Here is a 24204-nt window from a genome sequence, read left to right as displayed (position 1 = left end):
TATTTTTTATCTAAATTGAATTTTGTTCTAATTCTAATTATTGCCTTTGTCTAATAAACTGGCCGCTGCTTTGTCTAAGATGTACTCGACATGGGCCAACTTTTGCAAATAAGTTGCTGGAATATCCGCTGAGATAGCCCCCTTCAATGCTTTTTGGATGATTTCCGCCTTGCGCTGAGACAGGGCCATTAAGATAATCTCCTTGGCTTGGGTAATGGTTTGTATCCCCATAGTGATTGCTTGAGCAGGCACTTTCTCCTTACTTCCAAAATCACTTGAGGCATCCTCCCTTGTCAAGTCATTTAAGGTAACTAATCTAGTTTTAGAACAATCCCCTGAGCCAGGTTCGTTAAACCCAATATGTCCAGTACGGCCAATACCTAATAACTGCAAATCTAAGCCGCCAAAATCGGCAATCTTCTTTTCATATAAATCACAGTAGGCGTGTATTGCTTCCATGGAAAGCGTCCCATCGGGGATATGAATATTTTGTTTTGGAATATCAATATAATTAAACAGATTTGACTTCATAAACGATACATAACTCTGTTCCTCCACTGGATGCATGGGATAATACTCATCCAAATTAAACGTGACAACGTTCTGAAAACTGAGTCCTTCATACTTGTGCAAGCGCACAAGCTCTTTATAAACCCCCTTGGGAGTGGATCCGGTAGCTAACCCCAATATAGCCTTTTGACCTTGTTCTTGTTTTTTAACAATAACCGAAGCGATGCGATTGGCCACATAAGCCGAAGCTATTTCTTGATTCTCATAAATCTTGATTGCCTTTTCTTTATCACTTACCAGATCAATGGATTTCAACAATTCTTTCATTTAATTCTTTTACTACTTTTTTTCTCTCTATACTAAAATAGCCAAAACAACAAAAAACAACTTAAAGTTGTTGTTTGTTGTTTTAACTCAAAAGTAAGGTGTAATTGACTTTGTACCTGCACATTTTTAGTGAAGACTACAAAAAACTGAGGCAAACCAGGAGTTATCACCTGCTACAAATAACGCATTTACTCAGCTCTTTCAAAAGTACAAAAAAATTCTTAGTTCTGATAATTTTATCAAAAACGGCATCTATTACTTTTCGGTCTAAAAAAGAAGGTACAACACCCGGTTTACAGAACCTTAAACCGCATGACTACTCCATTGACAATAAGCCTAAAAAAAAGCAGCTCAAAAAAAATATCTCTGAACACCAAGCATTCTAAAGTATGTTTTTTTAAATGGGTTCAGAGATATAATTTCACATTAACACGCCCTATTTGATAACGGTGAAATTTTGGTTATGTAGACATTAATAATTTCATTACTGGTACTTTCAATAATTTGCCCTATTACAAGCTAAAAGCATAACGCAATTTAAGACCAATCATTTTATTTTTAAAATTTCGATCCTTGAATCGCTCATCTGACCAAACAGACGAATACTCAAGTGGTTTTGCAAGGTCGTTTCCATGGATAACTGCAAAGTTATCAGCCTTTCCTTTAGGGCGAATATCATTTAATCCCAATTCAAAATACACGCCTATGTAAAGGTGACTATCATGACTTAAACGCTGCTTCACCCCTGTTTCGATCAGCCAAGAGTACCCGGTTTTTAGCCAGTACTTTTCAGTATCTGAAACCTTATTAAACTCACCAAATCCCATAAAATCGGGCCCGCTTAATAGCGCATCCCACTTGGGGTAATACCCCTTTGTGCTAACCTTGTCTATTTTGATTGTTGACTCAGACTTCGCAAGAGGTATACTAAAGGCCATTCCACTACTGACATACCAACTCAGTATCCCTTTTGTTTGGTATTGCACCGTTAAAGGTATTCGAAGATTCTGGGTGTGAATCTTCTCTGAATAACCACTTGTTTTATAGCTAAACTCAAAACTATCCGATTCTATATCTTCTTTACTATACCCTCCTTGATTTCTTGCTTGGTAAAAACGGTAATTTTGCTTAGCATAGCCAATAGAAGCATTAACGCTCCATTGCGGTAAAAAATCATACTCGTATCCCAGTGAAAAAGCATATCCCATAGAACTTCTCTCACTGGAAACCTCATGCTTAACTGGTTGAATAAAAAAACCGGTTCCCTCTACTGTAATTTTTTGTGCGTGGGTTGTCAATGATATAAAAACAACCCAAACAATATATAAGATCTTCGTATTCATATCTCTATTATTTTAAGGTTTAACAATGATTGTTTTGACTTGTTTTGTATCTCCAATATACATCACCAGATAATAATTACCTGATTGAATGTGCATTGGAAAAGACAATACAGAATCTCTTTGATGTAAAACAGTAGAGTAAATCAAAGCGCCACTAACGCTAAATACCTCCACCCTGACATTGTTAATTAAATGCGCTGGATAATCAAACACAACATTCATCTCTTGTCCTATGGACACAGGATTTGGATAGAGCGTGACTGTGTTTTTATGTTGATAAGTAATCTCGCCGATACAACTGCTGATTTGCTCGTTTTTATCCGTTGTCAATACCACTGTGTACTCCGCATGCTCATCTAAAATATCATCGATTTTATTTCCTACAGAATAGACCTGTTCTGTCCCTATTAGTTTGCCATTTTTAAACCACTGATAAGCAATAAACTTATATCCTCCATTTGTCGATGGATTATTGTTAACCAGTAAAGTATTGCCGAATTTCTCAATAACGATATCTTTAAATGCAAATGGTTTTTCAATGACAATTCTATACTTGCGTATTTTTTGTTTATTGTGCGACTCCACGGTAATATCTTGATTATATATCCCAGCTTTAGGCGTGTGAATCACAAAGTTTTCACTAACCGAGGCAGACGCCCCCAGAGGGATTGCAATACTTATTTGAACCTCTTTGGAAAGATCATTACAATCCATGCGATATACAATTGTACTTTCAGGGTTAACATAGCGTTTCCCGTTAATACTAAGCTCACTAATATCCGCTTGACTATTTGTCACTACTAATGTTCTACTTACAGCTTCCGCTGGTAGATAATTTTGATTTCCTATCTGATTTGCGGTAATATCCACCTGACCTACGTCTTTTATTTGCACAAGCCCTTGGGTATCCACTGTTGCGATATCGGGGTTTGAAACGCTATAGCTCACTTTCAATCCCGAATCACTATGGCTTACTAAAAGAACGGATTGTTGTTTGTCTAAATCTATCAAAGGAATCTGTTCAAATTCAATCCTTTGATCAGCTTTTTCAATAGTTAGTGTAGCCTCAAGAGATAAAGGATGGTAATTATCTCCAGCCAAGACCTTTGCCTCTACCTTATATTCACCCACATCACTATGGCTGTTATTTGAATATGTCACATCTGTCACTATATCTATATCCCCTGAAATAGCCAATGACTTTAATTCACCATCGTATCGATACACAGCATCTTTTAGCTCCACTCCAATAAGATCAGCTTTTTCTATAGTAAGTGTAGCCTCAAGGGATAAAGGATGGTAATTATCTCCAGCCAAGACCCTAGCCTCTACCTTATATTCACCCACATCGCTATGGCTGTTATTTAAATATCTTACATCCGTCACTATATCTATATCCCCTGAAATAGCCAATGACTTTAATTCACCATCGTATCGATACACAGCATCTTTTAGCTCCACTCCAATAAGATCAGCTTTTTCTATAGTAAGTGTCCCCTCAAGGGATAAAGGATGGTAATTATCTCCAGCCAAGACCCTAGCCTCTACCTTATATTCACCCACATCGCTATGGCTGTTATTTAAATATCTTACATCTGTCACTATATCTATATCCCCTGAAATAGCCAATGACTTTAATTCACCATCGTATCGATACACAGTGTCTTTTAGCTCCACTCCAATAAGCTCGGCTTTTTCTATAGTAAGTGTCCCCTCAAGGGATAAAGGATGGTAATTATCTCCAGCCAAGACCCTTGCCTCTACCTTATACTCACCTGCATCGCTATGGCTGTTATTTGAATATGTCACATCTGTCACTATATCTATATCCCCTGAAATAGCCAATGACTTTAATTCACCATCGTATCGATACACAGTGTCTTTTAGCTCCACCCCAATAAGCTCGGCTTTTTCAATAGTAAGTGTAGCCTCAAGGGATAAAGGATGGTAATTATCTCCAGCCAAGACCCTAGCCTCTACCTTATATTCACCTGCATCGCTATGGCTGTTATTTGAATATGTCACATCTGTCACTATATCTATATCCCCTGAAATAGCCAATGACTTTAATTCACCATCGTATCGATACACAGTGTCTTTTAGCTCCACCCCAATAAGCTCGGCTTTTTCTATAGTAAGTGTCCCTGAGATATACTGTGTTACATGGTAGTTGACAAGTGATAATTCAGTTGGAGTGATCATATAAGTCCCAATGTTTATAGCCCCTTGTGAATCACCTACATAAGTAACATTTATATCCACAAGAAAATCTTGTTCTAAAATGCCTTCTACAAACAATCCATGACCTCCCTTATAGGCAATGCCATCATACTTTTTGATCTCACCTAAGGCTGTTACACGGATTGGCTTTTTAGTGATAGTTAGAAAAGCTTTTATGCGCTGCTCCTTAGAACACCCCTTAATGATAGCCTCTACGGTATACTTACCTGCATCAATAGCCTGTTTGACTTCTTGTTTATGCTCATCATAGATGATATATTCAACTTGGATTTGATCACTTGGCAAATTCTTAATTTCAATAGTGTGCTCTTCCCCATTGTATTGCACTTTCTTATCCTTCAATACTAAATCACTTCCTAATTTAATATCACCATATATTTCCCAATTATACTTTTTAATTAGCGTTTCTCTATCTTGTTCACTCGAACAATAATATACTTTTTCTGCCCCTAGCATTATACCTTTTGGAACAGTAGGTAAACTTGCCCATCCCTTTAATGTTTTGTCATAATCTGCAAGCTGCATACCCGAATAACTAAACATGGCATCCAAGTCTTCTGCTTGACTAATGTCCCATTTACTTAAATCTTGGCTAAAAGAGCGTGCCGCATTAAACATCGCATAAAAATCTGTACCCTTAGAGACGTCCCAACCACTTATATCCTGATTAAAACTTGTGGCACCAGAGAACATCGCATAAAAATCCGTACCACTTGAGACATCCCAATGACTTAGATCCCCATTAAAACTTGTGGCATCAGAGAACATTGTATTAAAATCTGTACCCTTAGAGACATCCCAACCACTTATATCCTGATTAAAACTTTTAGCGTTATAAAACATCGCATAAAAATCTGTACCACTTGAAACATCCCAATTACTTAGATTCCCATTAAAATTTATAGCATCAGAAAACATTTCACTAAAATTTGTCACATTAGAGACATCCCAATTATTTAAATCTCCATTAAAACTTTTAGCTCCTGAAAACATTCCATACATATCTTCAACCTCTGTTAAGTTTGGAGTATCAGTGGCTTTTAACTCAAGATTTACTGCTTCTAAAAAACTTGAGTTCATGCTTTTCCATTGTTGAGTTCCCCATTGAGTAATGGCGCGTAATTGTTTCGGATATTTCGTTCTAAAATGTGGAAACTCCCCACTAATAGATACCTTATACCTTCCTTTAGGCAATACGGCACTTGTGTAATTACCAGTTACATCTGAGCTTATCTGATTGATTTGGGGATTATCTATTTTTTGATACGCTACCGTATAGTGATAATTATATGAAGGATCTGTAAGTATTGTTATAGCAGTGTTCTGCTCATCTATATCCCACTCCAAAATAAAACTGTTACTTGAATTAATACAGTCATACTCATCTGCTACAAACTCCCATCCTTTACCCTCTAATTGATCTCTATATTCTTTTGATAAACAGTACTTCAACCCCACAACACCTATTTTTATATTATTTGGAACAGTTGCTAAACTTGCCCATCCCTTTAAGATTTTGTCATAGTCTGCAAGCTGCATACCCGAATAACTAAACATGTCTTTCAAATCTTTTGCTTGACTAATGTCCCATTTACTTAAGTCTTGGCTAAATGAGCGTGCTCCATAAAACATACCATAAAATCCCGCACTCTTAGAGACATTCCAGCTACTTAGATCCCTATTAAAACTTGTAGCTCCTAAAAACATAGCACTAAAATTCGTACCACTTGAGACATCCCAACCACTTATATCCTGATTAAAACTTGTAGCTCCATTAAACATATAACTAAAATCCCTACCACTTAAGACATCCCAACTACTTATATTCCCATCAAAGCTTTTAGCTCCTAAAAACATACCTCTAAAATCCCTACCACTTGAAACATCCCAATTACTTATATCCTGATTAAAACTTGTAGCTCCTAAAAACATCCAATAAAAACTTATACCGCTTGAGACATTCCAGCTACTTAGATCCTGATTAAAACTTGTAGATCCATTAAACATACCACTAAAGTCCCTACCACTTGAGACATCCCAATTATTTAGATTCCTATTAAAACTTGTAGCTCTATTAAACATATTACTAAAATCCCAACCACTTGAGACATCCCAACCGCTTATATCCTGATTAAAACTTGTAGCTACATAAAACATACCTCTAAAATTCGTACCACTTGAGACATTCCAACCACTTATATCCCCATTAAAACTTGTAGCTCCTTTAAACATATATCTAAAATCCCAACCACTTGAGACATTCCAACCACTTATATCCCCATTAAAACTTGTCGCACCAGAGAACATTTCACTAAAATTTGTCACATTAGAAACATCCCAATTACTTAGATCCCTATTAAAACTTGTAGCTCCAGAGAACATATAACTAAACTTTGTCACATTAGAAACATCCCAATTATTTAGATCCCCATTAAAACTTGTAGCTCCTTTAAACATATAACTAAAATCCCTACCACTTGAGACATCCCAATTATTTAGATCTCCTTTAAAACTTGTCGCACCAGAGAACATATAACTAAAATTTGTCACATTAGAAACATCCCAATTATTTAAATCCCCTGTAAAATTTATAGCGTTTACAAACATCCCATACATATCTTCAACCTCTATTAAGTTTGGAGTATCAGTGGCTTTTAACTCAAGATTTTTTGCTCCAGCAAAACTTGAGTTCATACTTTTCCATTTTTGTGTTCCCCATTGATTAATCGCAATAATATTCTCACGTGCGCGAGATTTGTAATCCAAAGAAACATTAAAGTAAGGAAACACACCACTAATGGCTACCTTATACTCCCCAGCTTCTAACTTTGTTTTATAAAATGCACCCTTATTTCCTTTACTATTTCCTTTAACAGAAGGTTGACCAACCTTCTCCCAATAAACATCATACGAGTATTGATAATTATTTCTTACATTAAACGCAATAGAATCATTACTGGATGAAATTTTCCAAGTAGTAATAAACGAGCTTGCATCAGTTAAAGGATCACCCTGTAATTCGAAAAACAAGTTTGAATTTTCATTGTGTTGTTTCACAGTTCGCTCTAACTTAAGTGAAGAAGCCATGTCAGATGCTTCTGACAATGTCCACAGACTACTTAAAAGCGAAAATAGAAATAGATATAAAAAAGTAATTGATGTTTTCATCAGCATAATTGTTTTTGTTTGCTTTACAAACTTTATCAATCTTGCTAAAAACACCTAATAAACACCTGGGACAAAAGTGGGACAAATAGAGAAAAACACACATAAAAAACCACCTAAAACACAGAATACAAGTACATTAAGCCCTTAGTTTTACAAAACTAAATCGCGTAATTATAATAATATTACAATTTAAAACCAAGTAATCACAGAGAACAAACACCTGAGAAAAAGAAAATAGTAAATGGCTAACTAATCCAAAAAAAGAAAAAATGCTGCGTTCACAGCGCGAATTTGACCAAGGAAAGCAGACTTAAAGCAAATGATACTTTTCCCCATATTTCTTTTTAAGTCGCTGATTTGCCTTTCGAACTGCCTCTGAAGTTATACCGAGCAAATTTGCAATTTGCTCTTTAGATAGTCCAATTTTCTGCAATAAAACAATACGCAGATTACTCTCTGTTAAGTCAGCAAAGTGTTTTTGAAGATAATCTACATACTGCTTTTGCTCTTTATAAAAAGCAAGCTTAAACAAGTCCCAGTTTTCCTCTGTCATAAGATGGGACTGCAACAACTCCTGGATAGCTGGTGTATTGTGTTTTAAATAAGTGCTGGATGATTTTTTCAGCGCTTGTAATTCTTCCTCTAATTGTGCAATTTGCGTCGTCTTTTCACTGAGAAACTGCTGATGCGCTGAAAGCGTATTCTCGGCTTTGTGCAATCGGTCTTCTGACTTGATTCGCGCTAACTCAAAATGCATCAGCTTTGTCTGATATGCAAATGCCTGCATCTTATTTCTGCGTTTAAAAAACAGATAAACGCCTAATAAAAGCAAACACAGAAAACTCACAACCAGAAATAAAACAATGCGCTGATACCAAAGTGATTCAACCTTTGCTTTTTTCAGTTCTAAGTCCCAAAGAATCTTGTGATAGTTCAACTTTCCATTGACTAATTGAATGGCAAGCTCCCCTTCCTTTTCTTTGGCTATTGGGGCTATTTTATCCACTTCACGTGAATAGTATAGCTCTAAGCTGTCCTCTTTTTTTAATTGAGCAATTTGTTTTAAAAAGCTGAGAATTTCAAACTCATAACCTACTTCCCCTCCAATTTTAAACGCATAAGCATGAGCCTCTTCTAAAGCCGTAAACGCGCTATCGATTTGATTATTCTCAAACAATCCTTGTCCGAGAAGCAATCTACTGTACATCATATTCTTTACATCCCCTACTTGCCTTGAGAGTACAAAGTCCTTTTCTAACAACTCCCTGGCACTCTTTACCCTGCCCTCTTTCATGTCTATTTGTCCCAATCCTCCAAGAGTTTTTGCATAGCGCAAAGTATCTTTCGTATCTAATGCAAAGCCTTGACTTTTTAAATAATATTCTTTAGCCTTTACAAAATTGACTTGCCTATAGGCTAACTCCCCCAAGTTGAAGTAAACCGTAGCTGTGGTGGTATCTTCTAACAAAGGCAAACTTAAAATAAGTGAGAAATACTCCTGTGCAAGGCGGTATTCCTCTAAGGTTTGAAAAAAGAATGCTGTATTTAGCAATATATCCTCTTTACCTAAGCTCAACTCTTCTAGTTGATTCTCGATAAGAAGGGAAAGCTCTATAAAATATGGAGCTGCTTGCACATACTCATTCTCTGCATAAAAATAAAAGCCTATATAGCTATAAACCCAAGCCTTAACACTAAGGCTAATCACAGGGTTTTGAAGTGCATCATAAAGCAAGTTCACCTGCTTTAGAAATACCCCTTCTGTCAGCTCTCCTTTCTTACTCGCTTTAACTAATGCTATAGCTTGTTTTAACACCTTGACATTCTCAAGCTCAATGGCTGTAAAATCTTGTTGTTCATGCTCTAAATCAACAGCATCTAAGGTATACTTGTCGATTAGCTGCTCATAGATACGCACATCTTGCTTAATTGCACGATCACAAGAAAACAAAAAAAGAAAAGACGAAAACACCAAGTAAAAATGCTTTACCAACATAAAATGTATTTTTAGCTTGATGATAAAGATATCTTATTTTAAGGGAATTATGAATAATTTATCAATGACAATTAGGAAACAAGGAACTGGGAACCGAAAACCTGAAGCCGGAACACTGCTAATAAAAAAAGCCATTGTCTTTCGACAACAGCTTTTTACTCTACTAATTTTATATTTTATCACGTAACCTCTCGGCTCCTATATCGGTTACCCGTTACCAAATCATTTACCCGTTGCCGAATCAGTGCTTTAAGAATATCAAGAACTTTAATAATAAAATTAAGAAATTACTTCTTATCTATAATGACGGCCACCTCCCCAAATAGCTCTTCCACCAGTATGGGGTATTTTGTTATGTACTTCAGTATTCACTAAGTCGATTATTCCATAATCTTCCTTATGATGCCATGTAAGTCCAATAATTCTATCTTTACTATGATTTTGAATATCTCTCATCTGCAAATCAACAAGTTTTCGACCTGAAACATCTCCATAATTAGGGTGATAATATTTTGAATGACCATTTATCTCAAGAAGCTTTTTTTCTATAGCTTTTGAATTATTATTAACTACTACTCTTTGAAGTTCTCTCTTAGCTATTTTAAACTGTGCACGATCACTTAAAAAATACTGTTCTGCTCGCAGCTTTGTAGAAAAAGCAGTATAATTTGAAAAATCAGGAAAAACACCTTTAATGTGAAATTCTTTATGCTTAAACACTTTAGCAACTAACTTAACGTTGTAATCTGTTCTATTGACTGCTCCTCTTCGAATAACTATTACAGGCTTCTTATTTGGGTTCTCTATTAGTTGTCTTGAAACACTCTTTAAGTAGCCCATATCTGTACGCAGAGAACGATTAGCGTAAATCTTTTTATATGTAACAATCTGGTCTGGATTGGATATAATCCATTTTCTAAACTCAGCAAACTTATTCATTTCTGTCGTTAGATCAACCCATTGCTTTTCATCTAAAATATTAATTTTCGTTAAATATTTAGAATCAATTTTAAATTGAGTTAAAAAAAGTTTTGCATTTTTAATTTCAAGGTTTTTAGTAAAAATTGAACTTTTTTCAACCACGTTAGTCTTTAAGGCAGTAACAAGAAAACGCTTAGGCATACTTTTTACTGTTTGTTTTGCAACTTTATTACAAGAAGAAAACAATATAAACAATACCGTTAAAACTAATAACTTATACTTCATTATATTTTTTTTTACATAGCCGAGTTTACTGCATTAATGTTTATCACTTACCTTTTCTTTTTTTCTTCTCGATCTTGTTCCTCCTATTTTACATCATTTTCAATGACCTCTATATACTCCATCTCCTCTACCTCTAAACTTTGACTATCCTCTATATAAATAGAATCATCATTAGATAAGTGGATATTTCGGTTCGATTTGTGCCAGTGATTTCGGAGTACTTGTGCCAGTGATTTCGGTCAAACTGTGCCATTTATTGCGTTTCGACTATAGCCAGTTTCCGGTTTGATTTGTGCCACTGAAAATAACTCTTGTCGTTATTTCGGTTCAAACCGTGCCACTTTGGAAAGTTAATTACACCTATCTTGTTGTTTTCTAAACGATAAGATATGGCTAATAAACTTGATCCAATGGACTTAAAACAAATTATTACCTTACATTTAGATGGCTATAGTAATCGAAAAATAGCTCATACATTAGGTATTTCTCGCAACACAGTTAATACCTATATGCAACTCTTTACTGCAAGTGAGTATTCAGTTGAGCAGCTATTATCGTTTGAAACCCTGCAATTATCAGAGTTATTTTCTAGCTTTACCACTGTTGACACCCAACGTCATAATGCGCTGATGTTATACTTTGAAACAGTCAATAAAGCCCGAAATCATCCTGGTTTTACCTTTCTATATCACTATAATCAATATGCTGAAACAACAGTAAATCCGTATAGCTATACTCAGTTTATGGAGCATTATAATCGCAAGTATAAACAAGCAAAAGGTTCCATGAAGTTAGAACATGAACCAGGCAAAGAGATGTATATTGACTTTACGGGGAAAAAACTCTCCTATGTAGATAAACAAACAGGAGAAATAATACCTGTAGAAGTCTTTGTGGCTATTCTTCCCAACAGTCAATACACTTATGTTCAAGTCTGTGCTAGCCAAAAGAAAGAAGATTTAATCCAATGCTGCATCAATGCTTTGCACTTCTATGGAGGTGTTCCTTTGGCTATTGTATCTGATAATTTAAAATCAGCTGTATCTCGTTCTAGTAAATATGAAGCACAAATCAATCGAAGTTTTAAAGACTTTGCTTCACATTATGGCTGTGTTGTGAATCCAACAAGAGCCTACTCTCCACAAGATAAAGCCTTGGTGGAGAATGCAGTTCATCTAGTTTATCAAAGAATCTCTTATCCCATTAGAGAAATGACCTTTTTTTCATTAGAAGAGTTAAACCAAGAAATACAAACAAGGCTAGCTCATTACAATCAAATTCTTTTTCAGCGTAAAGAAGCAAGTCGAACAGAACTCTTTCAATCTGTAGAACGGCCGTATCTAAAACCTTTACCATCTACAAACTATCAAATCAAGGATTATAAAAGAGCTAAAGTACAGAAGATAGGTTATGTGTATTTTTCACCTGATAAGAGCTATTACAGTGTCCCTTACCGCTACATAGGTCATCAAACTACCCTTCACTATACCCATACCACGGTTGAAGTTTATTACAATCATCTACGCATAGCTCTACATCAACGAAATCCTTCAAAGGGATCATATAACACAACAAAAGACCATCTGTCAAGCACACATCAATACTATACTAGTTGGAGCCCTGAATTCTTTAAAAAGCAAGCACAACCCCTTGGTAAAAATGTAGTTAAATGTGTAGAAAAAATACTTGATAACGTTGAATATCCAGAAATCGGATATAAACGAGTTATGGGATTAATACAGCTACATAAAAGCTATGGTTCAGATAGATTAGAAAAAGCTTGTGAACTAGCCTTAAAAGAGAATATAGCAACCTATAGGCACATCAAAAACATCCTTAAGCACAAGATGGATCTCAACCAAGAAACAATACAACAACTCAATGCCGATACTCCTCATATCCCTTCACACGCCAATATTAGAGGAGCTTCTTCATATCAATAAACATTAATAATTAATTATATGGATAACAATCAGACTATCGAAAAACTAAAAGCAATGCGATTAAGTGATATGGCTTCACTACACAGCAGACACCTTAAAGACAACACCATCACATCTTTTACTATAGATGAATACATTGCTTTACTAACAGACCATGAATACGAAAACAGGCAAAATAGAAAAGTAGAAAGATTAATTAAACAGTATCCACCCTAGCAAGTACATCTTGTGAGGTATAAAAATTATTCTACAGCGTCAGAGATTGCCTTTTTATAGTTATGAGGATATAAATCTGTAATATTCTTATGATTGATAGATTGAATATTTTCTAGAACATATTTAAGCCATTGATATGGATTAACATCGTGTTTTTTGCAGTTAGCAAAAAAGGTATAAGCCATCGCTGCTCTTTGCGCTGCATCGTGTGATCCTGCGAACAAGTAATTTTTACGACCAAGCGCTACAGGTCTAATAGCGTTTTCTACAAGATTATTGTCAATCTGTAGATTTCCATCATATAAGTACGCACTAAGATTATCCCATCTAGTTTGAGAGTAAGCAAAGGCCTTGCCTATTTGACTTTTAGGAAGTGTAAGTTTCATTTGAACAAACATATACTTACCAAGTTCATTGATGATAGGTAAACTCTCTTTTAGACGAAGCTCTTTGATTTGATCAGGTGTTAAGTTTTGTTCCTTCGCCTTTTTTTCCACAGCATATAGTTTCTGTATTTCTATAAGTACATGCTGTGCTTTTGCGATTTTGTTGTCAAGAGCTCTTTCAAACTCACGACGAGCATGTGCCCAACAACCAAGATGCGTTACATCTGACTTAGCTCCATAGGCTTTGTATCCGCTATAACCATCGGTTTGCAGATATCCTTTGAAGTTTTCTAATACAGGTAGTGCAGCGCTACCACTACGTGTGGGACTGTAATTGAACATTACGAGTTTGGATATAGGTGCGTGATACACCCAATAATACCCAAGATGAGATTTATCTTTCTTTTTCTCATCTAAGACTTTGATGGTGGTTTCATCAACTTGAAGATATCCTTCATTTTTGATGTCCAGCAGAAGCTTTTCATATAGTGGTTTTAAAGCATCCATGCTTTGAGTTGCCCAGCCATCTATAGTAGAAGAAGCTATATCGATATTTTCTCTTGAAAAGCGTTGCTTCTGGCGATATAGTGGAAGGTGATCTACATACTTGTCAACAAGTATTGTAGATAATAATCCTTCTGAAGGTATTCCTTTATCTATAATTCGCTCTGGAAGCAATGCAATACTAATTTGAGTGTTGTCTTTATCTTTCGTGGCGTATTTATATCGGATGTACCGTTTGATTTTAAAGTAACCTGGAACATAATCTAACACATCTGTAGTTTCTTTACCAATGCAAATCTTATCAGATAAATCTCCCTCTGGGTAGATTTCTATTTCTTCTACTGGTAAATGATCAGGTAGTTTAGCTCTTCCTGGATGTTTTTTCTTCTGACGAGAATAAGTGATCTCTTGTTTGATTACTTCTTCTTGTTCTTCTAAGACTGCTTGCTGAACCTCTAAAGGTAACTGTGTTTGATTAGGGTCTTCGAAACGCTCGCGTTTTTGTCCAAATTGCATGCGTCGTAAAAGATCTACTAAGCGTTGGAGTTCTTGCTTTTCTTGTTCTAGCTTAGATGTCTTTTGCTCTAACTTAGTATTTACTTTGTCTTGTTTGGAAATAGTCTTGGACTGCTTTTTTATAAGCGCCAAAAGTTGTTCTTTCGATAAGTTTTCTAAGTCTATTTCCATGAAGTAAAAATACGTCAAAAGCCTTAAATATACAAGGTTTTAACCTGTTTTACTTCAATGAAAAACGCCTTTTTTGGTTACTTTTGATAACCTGGATTCCCTCTATCATCAGTACTAAATCACTCCAACTTATTTGAGCTTTACTATGCGTGGGAAAAGCAAAAGTTCCTTGTTCTAAGCGTTTGTGGTATAGTACAAAGCCTCCTGCTTCCCAATGCAAGAGCTTCATTTGATTACAGCGTCTATTGATAAATATATAGACACTCCCGTTATGAGCTACTTGATGAAGTTCATTTTGGACAAGTCCACAAAGGCTATCAAAACTCTTGCGCATATCACAAGCTTGTCTATACAAATGAAATTGATTAGAACTACTCAAACTAAACATTACACTAAGTTTACTAATGAATATAGTTCACTAAGATTATCCGTTTGTAGACGTAACTTTACACCATTGGGATATACGATTTCATATTCTTGAGTTTTGCTTACTTGGCCTTTTGTTACAGTTATAAAATTATTGTCTAATTGTGTTGACTCTGACTTATGCTTAACTACCCAATAACTAAAGGTTGCTAATTTAATTCCTACACTTTCACAGTATCTTGATTGCGTTAATCCACTTGTTCTCCAATCCTCTACATGAGAATACATTATTTCTTGTTTGCTCATCTATTTATTATTTGAAACAAACTTACTACCTTAAGTTAGCTTATGAAATATGTGGTTGCTCGCGTGGATACATTAAACAAGCTAATTTTAGACAAAATGCTAGTATCGCTGATATTAATTATACTCAAAATAGAGGCCTTGATAAGAATGCTTTTAATAGGTTAGCCTCTTTAGATTTTGTACTAAAAAAACAGAATATTATTTTAACTGGTGCTAGTGGAGTTGGTAAAAGTTATCTTGCGCAAGCCTTGGGATACCAAGCTTGTCTTATGGAGCATAAAGTACTTTACTTTAATACAGCTAATCTATTTAACCTGCTAAAATCAAGTAAAATAGATGGAACGTATCAAAGGGAAATTAAGAAAGTACTCAAATGTGACCTGCTTATTTTAGATGACTTTGGACTACAACCTTTTGATAACCTGATCAGAGAAGCACTCTTTGATATCGTTGATCAAAGATATAATCAAGCTTCTATTATCTTATCCTCACAAATACCTGTATCGGCTTGGTACGATTTAATCGGAGAAAACACCATTGCTGATGCTGTTCTTGATCGTATCGTGAACTCTTCCCATAGAATAAATCTTAATGGGGAATCAATGAGGAAGACAAACTTTTAACGTTTGAAATAACTTTTTTCGTATTATTGTATTACTTTTTAAAGTGGCACCATTTGACCGAAATAGGTGGCACGGTCTGACCGAAATACCCAATAAGTCTTCATCCATAATCAAACGAACTTGCATTGGATCCACTTCTTGACCTGAATTATAATAAAACTCCGTATTCTTATTTAAACCAATCAACAAAGCATTACTTTCTTTAAAGACAAACTCATTTGATACCACATCCTTAAGACTCTCTCGTATAATAGCCTCGCGTTTTCCTTCTGTATAAAAAAGCAATATAAAACCAAGAAAGAAAGAAAATATTGATCCAGCTATAGAAAAAGGTTGAGGAACTACAAAAGAACTAATTCCAAACACCAAGGATAATATAAACAATACAATAGCAACAAAATCCCATACTATAAGAACTATATTTAAAATTTCATTAGTAGCATCCTCCTCAATATTATTTACCATTTGATTTGCTCCCATTTTAATATTCTGCAGTACAGTACCATTTCTCCAATCTAAGACTTCTTGCTCTGTATAAAACTCTTTTTCACCTAATTCAAACTGCCTTCTATTTAGTTGTAATCTATCTAAATACTCATTTATTTTCTTTTGCTCAAACTCCTGATAATCTAGCAAGTTAAATGCTAAGTGCATAGATTGGGAAATTTCCTTAACGTTCTCTTCATTAGTTTTAAATACACGTCTTCTTAGAATATTCACCATTCCAAAACTATCGTAATCTTCAATAAACTGATTTATCTTTTCATCAAAATACTCTTTCTTTTGCTCACTTATTTCACTTACAAATTTGATATGGCTTTCTTTTTCCAATCGTATATTCTCCAACAAATATGCTTGTTTATTCACCTTTAAGTCTTCCATCTCTTGTATTTTGTCTTTCTTACATCCAACTAAGAAAAAAACACTCAGAATTGTCAAAAACGTACTTACATATCTACCTAAAGTTAATCTAATTCTTCCCATACTAAATCTATAGTTGTTTCAAAACGTGTCAAATCTCTGTTTTCAGATAGTTGCCCTTTAAAAATATCATTAAAAATAACTAAACGCAATTCCTTAAAATTATCAGTGAAATTAATGCGTTTACTTGCTTTTAACACGAATAATTCTTTTACAATTTTACGCAAAGCATCTTCTCCTTTACTTGTTAAATAGCTTCTACCTTTCTCTATTCGTTGAAGAGAATATACAGAACAATTCAGGTACTCACTCCATATATGAAAATCATTATTATTTTCAATTAACATAATTTGTACCAATTGAGAAGAATCTAAAGTTTCAACAAAACTTTCGACAACTTCCCTTTTAAGCGCAATCAATTCCCTTTTAGGTATCCACCCTAGCAAGTACATCTTGTGAGGTATAAAAATTATTCTACAGCGTCAGAGATTGCCTTTTTATAGTTATGAGGATATAAATCTGTAATATTCTTATGATTGATAGATTGAATATTTTCTAGAACATATTTAAGCCATTGATATGGATTAACGTCATGCTTTTTACAATTAGCAAAAAAGGTATAAGCCATCGCTGCTCTTTGCGCTGCATCGTGTGATCCTGCGAACAAGTAATTTTTACGACCAAGCGCTACAGGTCTAATAGCGTTTTCTACAAGATTATTGTCAATCTGTAGATTTCCATCATATAAGTACGCACTAAGATTATCCCATCTAGTTTGAGAGTAAGCAAAGGCCTTGCCTATTTGACTTTTAGGAAGTGTAAGTTTCATTTGAACAAACATATATTTACCCAATTCATTGATGATAGGTAAACTCTCTTTTAGACGAAGCTCTTTGATTTGATCAGGTGTTAAGTTTTGTTCCTTCGCCTTTTTTTCCACAGCATATAGTTTCTGTATTTCTATAAGTACATGCTGTGCTTTTGTCTTATCATTGTCAAGAGCTCTTTCAAACTCACGACGAGCATGTGCCCAACAACCAAGATGCGTTACATCTGACTTAGCTCCATAGGCTTTGTATCCGCTATAACCATCGGTTTGCAGATATCCTTTGAAGTTTTCTAATACAGGTAGTGCAGCGCTGCCACTACGTGTGGGACTGTAATTGAACATTACGAGTTTGGATATAGGTGCGTGATACACCCAATAATACCCAAGATGAGATTTGTCTTTCTTTTTTTCATCCAAGACTTTGATCGTGGTTTCATCAACTTGAAGATATCCTTCATTTTTGATGTCCAGCAGAAGCTTTTCATATAGTGGTTTTAAAGCATCCATGCTTTGAGTTGCCCAGCCATCTATAGTAGAAGAAGCTATATCGATATTTTCTCTTGAAAAGCGTTGCTTCTGGCGATATAGTGGAAGGTGATCTACATACTTGTCAACAAGTATTGTAGATAATAATCCTTCTGAAGGTATTCCTTTATCTATAATTCGCTCTGGAAGCAATGCAATACTAATTTGAGTGTTGTCTTTATCTTTCGTGGCGTATTTATATCGGATGTACCGTTTGATTTTAAAGTAACCTGGAACATAATCTAACACATCTGTAGTTTCTTTACCAATGCAAATCTTATCAGATAAATCTCCCTCTGGGTAGATTTCTATTTCTTCTACAGGTAAATGATCAGGTAGTTTAGCTCTTCCTGGATGTTTTTTCTTCTGACGAGAATAAGTGATCTCTTGTTTGATTACTTCTTCTTGTTCTTCTAAGACTGCTTGCTGAACCTCTAAAGGCAACTGTGTTTGATTAGGGTCTTCGAAACGCTCGCGTTTTTGTCCAAATTGCATGCGTCGTAAAAGATCTACTAAGCGTTGGAGTTCTTGCTTTTCTTGTTCTAGCTTAGATGTCTTTTGCTCTAGCTTAGTATTTACTTTGTCTTGTTTGGAAATAGTCTTGGACTGCTTTTTTATAAGCGCCAAAAGTTGTTCTTTCGATAAGTTTTCTAAGTCTATTTCCATGAAGTAAAAATACGTCAAAAGCCTTAAATATACAAGGTTTTAACCTGTTTTACTTCAATGAAAAACGCCTTTTTTGGTTACTTTTGATAACCTGGATTCCCTCTACCATCAGTACTAAATCACTCCAACTTATTTGAGCTTTACTATGGGTGGGAAAAGCAAAAGTTCCTTGTTCTAAGCGTTTGTGGTATAACACAAAGCCTCCTGCTTCCCAATGCAAGAGCTTCATTTGATTACAGCGTCTATTGATAAATATATAGACACTCCCGTTATGAGCTACTTGATGAAGTTCATTTTGGACAAGTCCACAAAGGCTATCAAAACTCTTGCGCATATCACAAGCTTGTCTATACAAATGAAATTGATTAGAACTACTCAAACTAAACATTATACTAAGTTTACTAATGAATATAGTTCGCTAAGATTGTCTGTTTGTACACGTAGCTTTACACCATTGGGATATACGATTTCATATTCTTGACTATTGCTTACTTGGTCTTTTGTCACAGTTATAAAATTATTGTCTAATTGTGTTGACTCTGACTTTGCCTTATACTTAACCACCCAATAACTAAAGGTTGCTAATTTAATTCCTACACTTTCACAGTATCTTGATTGCGTTAATCCACTTGTTCTCCAATCCTCTACATGAGAATACATTATTTCTTGTTTGCTCATCTATTTATTATTTGAAACAAACTTACTACCTTAAGTTAGCTTATGAAATATGTGGTTGCTCGGGTGGATACCCTTTTAGAATTCATTCCACATCCCATAAATAAAACGGAAATCATTACATATAATATAAATAATCTTGTTCCCTTCAAAACACTAAATTTATAGTTTAAAAATACGCTTCAAATTTAAATAAATTTCAAATAAAAAAGCAATAAAGCACCACAACACACTAAAAAAAAACAAACCACTATGGATTGAAAGTTCATAGTTTGTTAAAGCAGACTAAAGTCTGTGAATATTCCATATATCAAAGGTAAACATTTTTAGAAGCTGAAAGCTAAATTCACTAAAGTACATAGTTTTAACTACAGTTTGCAACTAATAAAAAAAGCTATTATCTCTCAACAATAGCTTTTAATTTATATAATTAGTTATTAATTAACCGTTTACAAAAAGACTGAACTTAAAGAAAATGTCTGGTAGACAATTTTAGCGAAGGCCCTGGAAGGCCTCAGGATGTTTACTACCATTAACTGTAAAGTGTAACTGTGAACTATTTTCTATTTAAAAAACGCTCTTACAGCCTTAGCTATACGCGCTCTATCTTCATCTGTTAAATTACTTCCCGATGGCAAGCAAAGGCCTCGGTCGAATAACTTCTCAGCGACATTGGTTCCGTAGTATGGAGCATCTTGAAAAACGGGTTGCATGTGCATTGGCTTCCACAGTGGACGCGTTTCGATATTATCCTCAAGAAGTGCCAAACGCAATTGTTCTCTGTTTTTTCCACAAACAGCTTCATCTATCGTTATACAGCTTAGCCAATGGTTAGAGAAGAAATCCTCAGAAGGCTCGGTAAATACAGTCACCCCTTCGATATCCTTAAACAAATCTTGGTAAAAGGCATTATTGGAACGACGAGCCGCGATGCGATCCTTTAACACCTCCATTTGTCCACGACCAATCCCCGCTACGATATTACTCATGCGGTAGTTGTATCCAATGTGAGAGTGTTGGTAGTGAGCCGCTGTATCACGAGCTTGTGTGGATAAGAACACCACGTGATCTTTTTGCTCTTTTGTTTGACAAACCAAAGCACCACCGCCTGAAGTTGTTATGATTTTATTTCCGTTGAAGCTCAAAGCAGCCATATGTCCTATTGTACCACATTGACGTCCTTTATAAGTACTCCCCAGTCCCTCTGCAGCATCTTCCAATACAGGCACTTCGTACTTGCGAGCTACCGCCATGATCTCATCCATCTTGGCAGGCATCCCATATAAGTGAACAGGGATAATAGCCTTTGGCTTTTTACCAGTTGCCATCGCGCGAGACTTGATAGCATCCTCCAAAGCCTTTGGACACATATTCCACGTATCTGCTTCACTATCCACAAAGACAGGTTTGGCACCTAAATAAGCAATTGGATTAGCAGAAGCGGAAAAAGTCATTGTCTGACAAATTACTTCGTCTCCAGCCTCTACTCCAAGGTTTACTAATCCTAAATGCAAAGCTGCAGTTCCAGCGCTTAAAGCTGCAACTTGTACACCATCTGCTAAAAAACTTTCCAAATCAGCTTCAAATCCATTTACATTTGGTCCTAAGGGAGCAACCCAATTCGAATCAAATGCCTCGTGAATATACTTCAATTCATTACCTCCCATATGTGGAGAGGATAACCATATTTTTGACTTCATTATACAGTAATGTTTTGTTCAAATTTGAAGGTTAAAGGTAAGAAGTTTTAAACAATTAATTGAAAAGTTTTCGATCTTTTATCAAGGCTGCACCGTGAATAAAAAAGGTGAATACAAACACCACTGCCGCACACCACCACTTGCCTTGTTTCCATTGAACTAAACTATTAAAGACGATAAAGAAAGATGGGAACTAAATATAGTAGCTTTATTATAAGCTACTATAATACAAAAGAGTTTTAATTTTTGATAAAAACATACATTTCATATATTATAACGTGAGTTCGACTTAAGCTATTAGTCTATTTTGATCAATAATGTCGTTAATATTATTAATAGAAGGCTTTTTCGGGAAGTATGAATATGTAATCAAAGCAGCTAACATATTTGCTATAAAATTATTAAAGGATCTGTGTCTTGTATGTTCTACTTGACACATATTCTTTAATTCATCATTTACAGTTTCAATAAGTGCTCTTTTCTTTAAATGTATTTTATCGGCAAGTAGCATCATTGAGTTCTTCATGTTTTTTTTGATTTTAGTAACTAAATGTACTCCATCAACGAACATTTGTTCAAAAAGATCTTTACTGATATATCCTTTATCTCCAAAGAGTTTACCAAAAATACGTTTATGAAAATTCAATTCTTTTAAAGGTTTTCTATCATCAACATTGGCTGGAGTTAATAAGAAATCAAGTATTTCACCTTTATCATTTATAATTAAATGAAGTTTAAACCCCATAAACCAACCAATAGAACACTGACCTTTTGTTGCTATATTCTTAAATGTTTTATGCTGCTTTTCTCTTTTAATGTGTGACACTCTTAAAGGAGTAGAATCTATAAATGAAACTCCTGTACATTTGCCTAATCTATTAGATTTTAAGAAGATTCCTAAAGGTACAATAACCGTTTTTTGTAGTTCTACAAAGCGATTATAAGAAACAGTTTTAGGAAATTCCTTTTGCATATGAACTTTTACATAATCAATATAATAATGTTTTAAACATCTAAAACCACTATCATGAAATAAAATCAAAATAGTCATTACTTCACTTGCATTAAGTGTTGACTTTCGATTACGTTTTTTCTTTGTACTATCTGATTCAATACTATGAGATTGCAAAACATTTGAATATGCTTTAAAAAATTCATCGACTTCATAATAAATTTCAGTAATTTTGTCTGTAGATAACATAGAGATAGTTTTAGTTAAATATTTGTGATTCAGAACCTTAAATATACTAATCCTATCTCTTTTTTTATAGCTTTTTTTTGCTTTTTCTTATATCGAACTCACGTTATTATAAAATATGAAGAAAAAGTGAATTAATATTTATGAAATTGAAAAATAACTTATATGGTATGAAAAATTCATTTCTCAATTATATCACCAATAATAAAATTATTCTCAATACTAATATTTCCTTTAGCATTAATTTGCATAAATTGATTTTTATCCGGATAATTTTCATTCTTATTTCCTCCTATAAGTTTCACATAATTATTCTTAAAGAAAGATTGTTTTACAGGTACACCTCTTAACCAAGCAGCTTTACGACCTTCTTTATTTCTTTCAAAATAATTATTATAAACATACATATATGAACCTGCTATATCAGTATTATCATTCCTATCTTTTCCACCATGCATATCAATACTATCAGAATGTGTATTTGCTAAAAATACATTACAGTAAACTTCATAGCTAGACCCAATGATACCTGTTCCAGCAATATCATGCCTATTATAATCAAATAAATTGCCAAATACAATCGCTTCCCCGCCATCAACCATGATACCATAACCAAGCCCATAACGTTGATTATGATGAAAATAATTAAACTTAAAAATATTATTCTTAGAATTCCTTTTCACATGAACCGCAGTATGCGTCCAACCTAATAATTCACAATTTTCTAAAATAAAGTTATTTCCATCAACATGAATACCTGCACTGACAGGATTTTTATATCTATTCAAATTAGCAGCATTTGTACCTTTATATTCTTTATTTTTATAAAATACATCTTTATCATTACCCTCAATAATTATTCCTTTAATTTTAACATTATCTAAAACAATAAAAAGAGGAAGAATTCCTGAATCACTTGTAAATAATCTAGCTCCATTACTCTTATTAACGCCACGATCTCCAATTATTGTAGTATTGCTATAAATAAGTATTGCTTTTTCTCCACTCAAATCAATACGTAAATTACGAGGAATATAAATAACTTTATTCTTAATTACAGTATCTCTAAGAGCTTCTAAAAATGAGTCCTTATTTGTTACATAAAAATCAACAACATCTTGTTCATCTGATTGGGAAAAAACTGCTTTCCCAGATTTCATCCCACCTATATATTCATTTTCAATTTTATAATTATCTTTTAGTTTAATTAATTCTTCTAAAGGTAAATCTTTAGTCTGAGAAAACACATTACTAGTATAAACTAAAAATAAACCACTATGGACTGAAAGTCCATAGTTTGTTAAAGCAGACTAAAGTCTGCCTGGGTGGAGCTACTTACTCAAGTATAAAGTTACCTCCGTTATCATTTGGTTTACGATGGTGTTCAAGATATTGATTTAGCATTTCATCAGTAATATTTCCTGTACTCCAACAACCAAAGCCTATTGCCCAAAAGTGACGTCCCCAGTATCTGTGCTTCAACTCAGGAAATTCTATTTGGAGTTTCCTTGAGGTACGACCCTTGAAGAGTTTGACAATATTACTTATGTTTTGAGATGGTCGATATTCTATATGAAGATGAACATGATCCTTTGATACTACACCTTTTAAAATTTGAATATCTTCTGCTTCACAAATCTGAATGATCAGACTACGACAACGTATCTGAATATCTCCTTCCAATACTGGATAACGATATTTAGTCACCCATACTATATGGGCGGTTAAACGTGATACACTATGTCCTCCGGTTCGTTGATATTCCATATATCAAAGGTAAACATTTTTAGAAGCTGAAAGCTAAATGCACTAAAGTGCATAGTTTTAACTACAGTCTGCGACCAATAAAGTACAAAAGATAACAATAA

Annotated in this window: 20 protein-coding genes; 3 read left to right on the top strand and 17 right to left on the bottom strand. The window is 34.5% G+C overall.

The window, feature by feature from the left end:
* Positions 1–33 precede the first annotated feature (33 nt).
* From nagB to NWE55_RS13620, 5 genes are all read right to left on the bottom strand, one after another.
* Entirely contained in the window at positions 34–837 is an 804-nt protein-coding gene (nagB, locus tag NWE55_RS13640) for a glucosamine-6-phosphate deaminase (protein ID WP_258204234.1), read from the bottom strand.
* 512 nt (positions 838–1349) lie between these two features.
* Positions 1350–2180: an outer membrane beta-barrel protein gene (locus NWE55_RS13635; protein WP_258204233.1), complete on the bottom strand. Its 831-nt coding sequence runs from the start codon at positions 2178–2180 to the stop codon at positions 1350–1352.
* A gap of 12 nt (positions 2181–2192) precedes the next feature.
* Complete coding sequence (locus tag NWE55_RS13630) at positions 2193–7589, bottom strand: BspA family leucine-rich repeat surface protein (RefSeq protein ID WP_258204232.1); 5397 nt, start codon at positions 7587–7589, stop codon at positions 2193–2195.
* A 310-nt stretch (positions 7590–7899) separates the two neighbouring features.
* The gene (locus NWE55_RS13625) at positions 7900–9585 is read right to left on the bottom strand and encodes a hypothetical protein (protein WP_258204231.1); all 1686 of its coding nucleotides are present in this window, start codon (positions 9583–9585) and stop codon (positions 7900–7902) included.
* Between the two features lie 294 nt (positions 9586–9879).
* Positions 9880–10791 carry an HNH endonuclease gene (locus NWE55_RS13620; protein WP_258204230.1) on the bottom strand — a complete coding sequence of 304 codons (912 nt, stop codon included), beginning with the start codon at positions 10789–10791 and terminating at the stop codon, positions 9880–9882.
* Positions 10792–11180: 389 nt separating this feature from the next.
* Between NWE55_RS13620 and istA the strand changes: the two genes are divergently transcribed.
* Entirely contained in the window at positions 11181–12734 is a 1554-nt protein-coding gene (gene istA, locus NWE55_RS13615) for an IS21 family transposase (protein ID WP_258204229.1), read from the top strand.
* An 18-nt stretch (positions 12735–12752) separates the two neighbouring features.
* Positions 12753–12950 carry an ATP-binding protein gene (locus tag NWE55_RS13610; protein ID WP_258204228.1) on the top strand — a complete coding sequence of 66 codons (198 nt, stop codon included), beginning with the start codon at positions 12753–12755 and terminating at the stop codon, positions 12948–12950.
* Between the two features lie 26 nt (positions 12951–12976).
* Here NWE55_RS13610 and tnpC (NWE55_RS13605) read toward each other — a convergent pair whose 3' ends face one another.
* Genes tnpC (NWE55_RS13605) through tnpA (NWE55_RS13595) form a run of 3 tightly spaced genes read right to left on the bottom strand, consistent with a single transcriptional unit; the run spans position 12977 to position 15199 of the window.
* Entirely contained in the window at positions 12977–14527 is a 1551-nt protein-coding gene (gene tnpC / locus NWE55_RS13605) for an IS66 family transposase (RefSeq protein ID WP_258204227.1), read from the bottom strand.
* A 49-nt stretch (positions 14528–14576) separates the two neighbouring features.
* Entirely contained in the window at positions 14577–14915 is a 339-nt protein-coding gene (tnpB, locus tag NWE55_RS13600) for an IS66 family insertion sequence element accessory protein TnpB (RefSeq protein ID WP_258204226.1), read from the bottom strand.
* Complete coding sequence (gene tnpA, locus NWE55_RS13595) at positions 14915–15199, bottom strand: IS66 family insertion sequence element accessory protein TnpA (protein ID WP_160338907.1); 285 nt, start codon at positions 15197–15199, stop codon at positions 14915–14917. The genes tnpB (NWE55_RS13600) and tnpA (NWE55_RS13595) overlap by 1 nt, the downstream gene beginning before the upstream one ends.
* An 11-nt stretch (positions 15200–15210) precedes the next feature.
* Here tnpA (NWE55_RS13595) and istB point away from each other — a divergent pair, with 11 nt between their 5' ends.
* On the top strand, positions 15211–15822 hold the full coding sequence (gene istB, locus NWE55_RS13590; RefSeq protein WP_258204225.1) for an IS21-like element helper ATPase IstB: 612 nt from the start codon (positions 15211–15213) through the stop codon (positions 15820–15822).
* Here the strand turns inward: istB and NWE55_RS13585 are convergent.
* From NWE55_RS13585 to tnpA (NWE55_RS13545), 9 genes are all read right to left on the bottom strand, one after another.
* Positions 15799–16806: a hypothetical protein gene (locus tag NWE55_RS13585; protein WP_258204224.1), complete on the bottom strand. Its 1008-nt coding sequence runs from the start codon at positions 16804–16806 to the stop codon at positions 15799–15801. The two genes, istB and NWE55_RS13585, sit on opposite strands and share 24 nt — an antisense overlap.
* A complete protein-coding gene (locus NWE55_RS13580) occupies positions 16788–17195 on the bottom strand; it encodes a hypothetical protein (protein WP_258204223.1) in 408 nt (135 codons plus the stop codon). Before NWE55_RS13580 ends, NWE55_RS13585 begins: the two co-directional genes overlap by 19 nt.
* 17 nt (positions 17196–17212) lie before the next feature.
* Positions 17213–18763, bottom strand: coding sequence for an IS66 family transposase (gene tnpC / locus NWE55_RS13575; RefSeq protein WP_258204222.1), 1551 nt, complete (start codon positions 18761–18763; stop codon positions 17213–17215).
* Between the two features lie 49 nt (positions 18764–18812).
* Positions 18813–19151: an IS66 family insertion sequence element accessory protein TnpB gene (gene tnpB, locus NWE55_RS13570; protein ID WP_258204221.1), complete on the bottom strand. Its 339-nt coding sequence runs from the start codon at positions 19149–19151 to the stop codon at positions 18813–18815.
* Positions 19151–19441, bottom strand: a complete 291-nt coding sequence (gene tnpA, locus NWE55_RS13565) for an IS66 family insertion sequence element accessory protein TnpA (RefSeq protein ID WP_258204220.1) — start codon at positions 19439–19441, stop codon at positions 19151–19153. The genes tnpB (NWE55_RS13570) and tnpA (NWE55_RS13565) overlap by 1 nt, the downstream gene beginning before the upstream one ends.
* Positions 19442–20001: 560 nt before the next feature.
* A complete protein-coding gene (locus tag NWE55_RS13560; RefSeq protein WP_258204219.1) occupies positions 20002–21138 on the bottom strand; it encodes a DegT/DnrJ/EryC1/StrS family aminotransferase in 1137 nt (378 codons plus the stop codon).
* A 289-nt stretch (positions 21139–21427) separates the two neighbouring features.
* Complete coding sequence (locus tag NWE55_RS13555) at positions 21428–22339, bottom strand: IS982 family transposase (RefSeq protein ID WP_155093499.1); 912 nt, start codon at positions 22337–22339, stop codon at positions 21428–21430.
* A 176-nt stretch (positions 22340–22515) separates the two neighbouring features.
* The gene (locus NWE55_RS13550; protein WP_258204218.1) at positions 22516–23583 is read right to left on the bottom strand and encodes a right-handed parallel beta-helix repeat-containing protein; all 1068 of its coding nucleotides are present in this window, start codon (positions 23581–23583) and stop codon (positions 22516–22518) included.
* An 88-nt stretch (positions 23584–23671) separates the two neighbouring features.
* On the bottom strand, positions 23672–24103 hold the full coding sequence (gene tnpA, locus NWE55_RS13545) for an IS200/IS605 family transposase (RefSeq protein WP_155093506.1): 432 nt from the start codon (positions 24101–24103) through the stop codon (positions 23672–23674).
* Between the last annotated feature and the right edge of the window lie 101 nt (positions 24104–24204).

Origin of the sequence: Myroides albus (genome assembly GCF_024722315.1) — a bacterium.
GTDB classification, from domain to species: domain Bacteria; phylum Bacteroidota; class Bacteroidia; order Flavobacteriales; family Flavobacteriaceae; genus Flavobacterium; species Flavobacterium album_A.
Note: the sequence above shows the minus strand (reverse complement) of the source record. Positions and strands in the feature narration are given on the sequence as shown.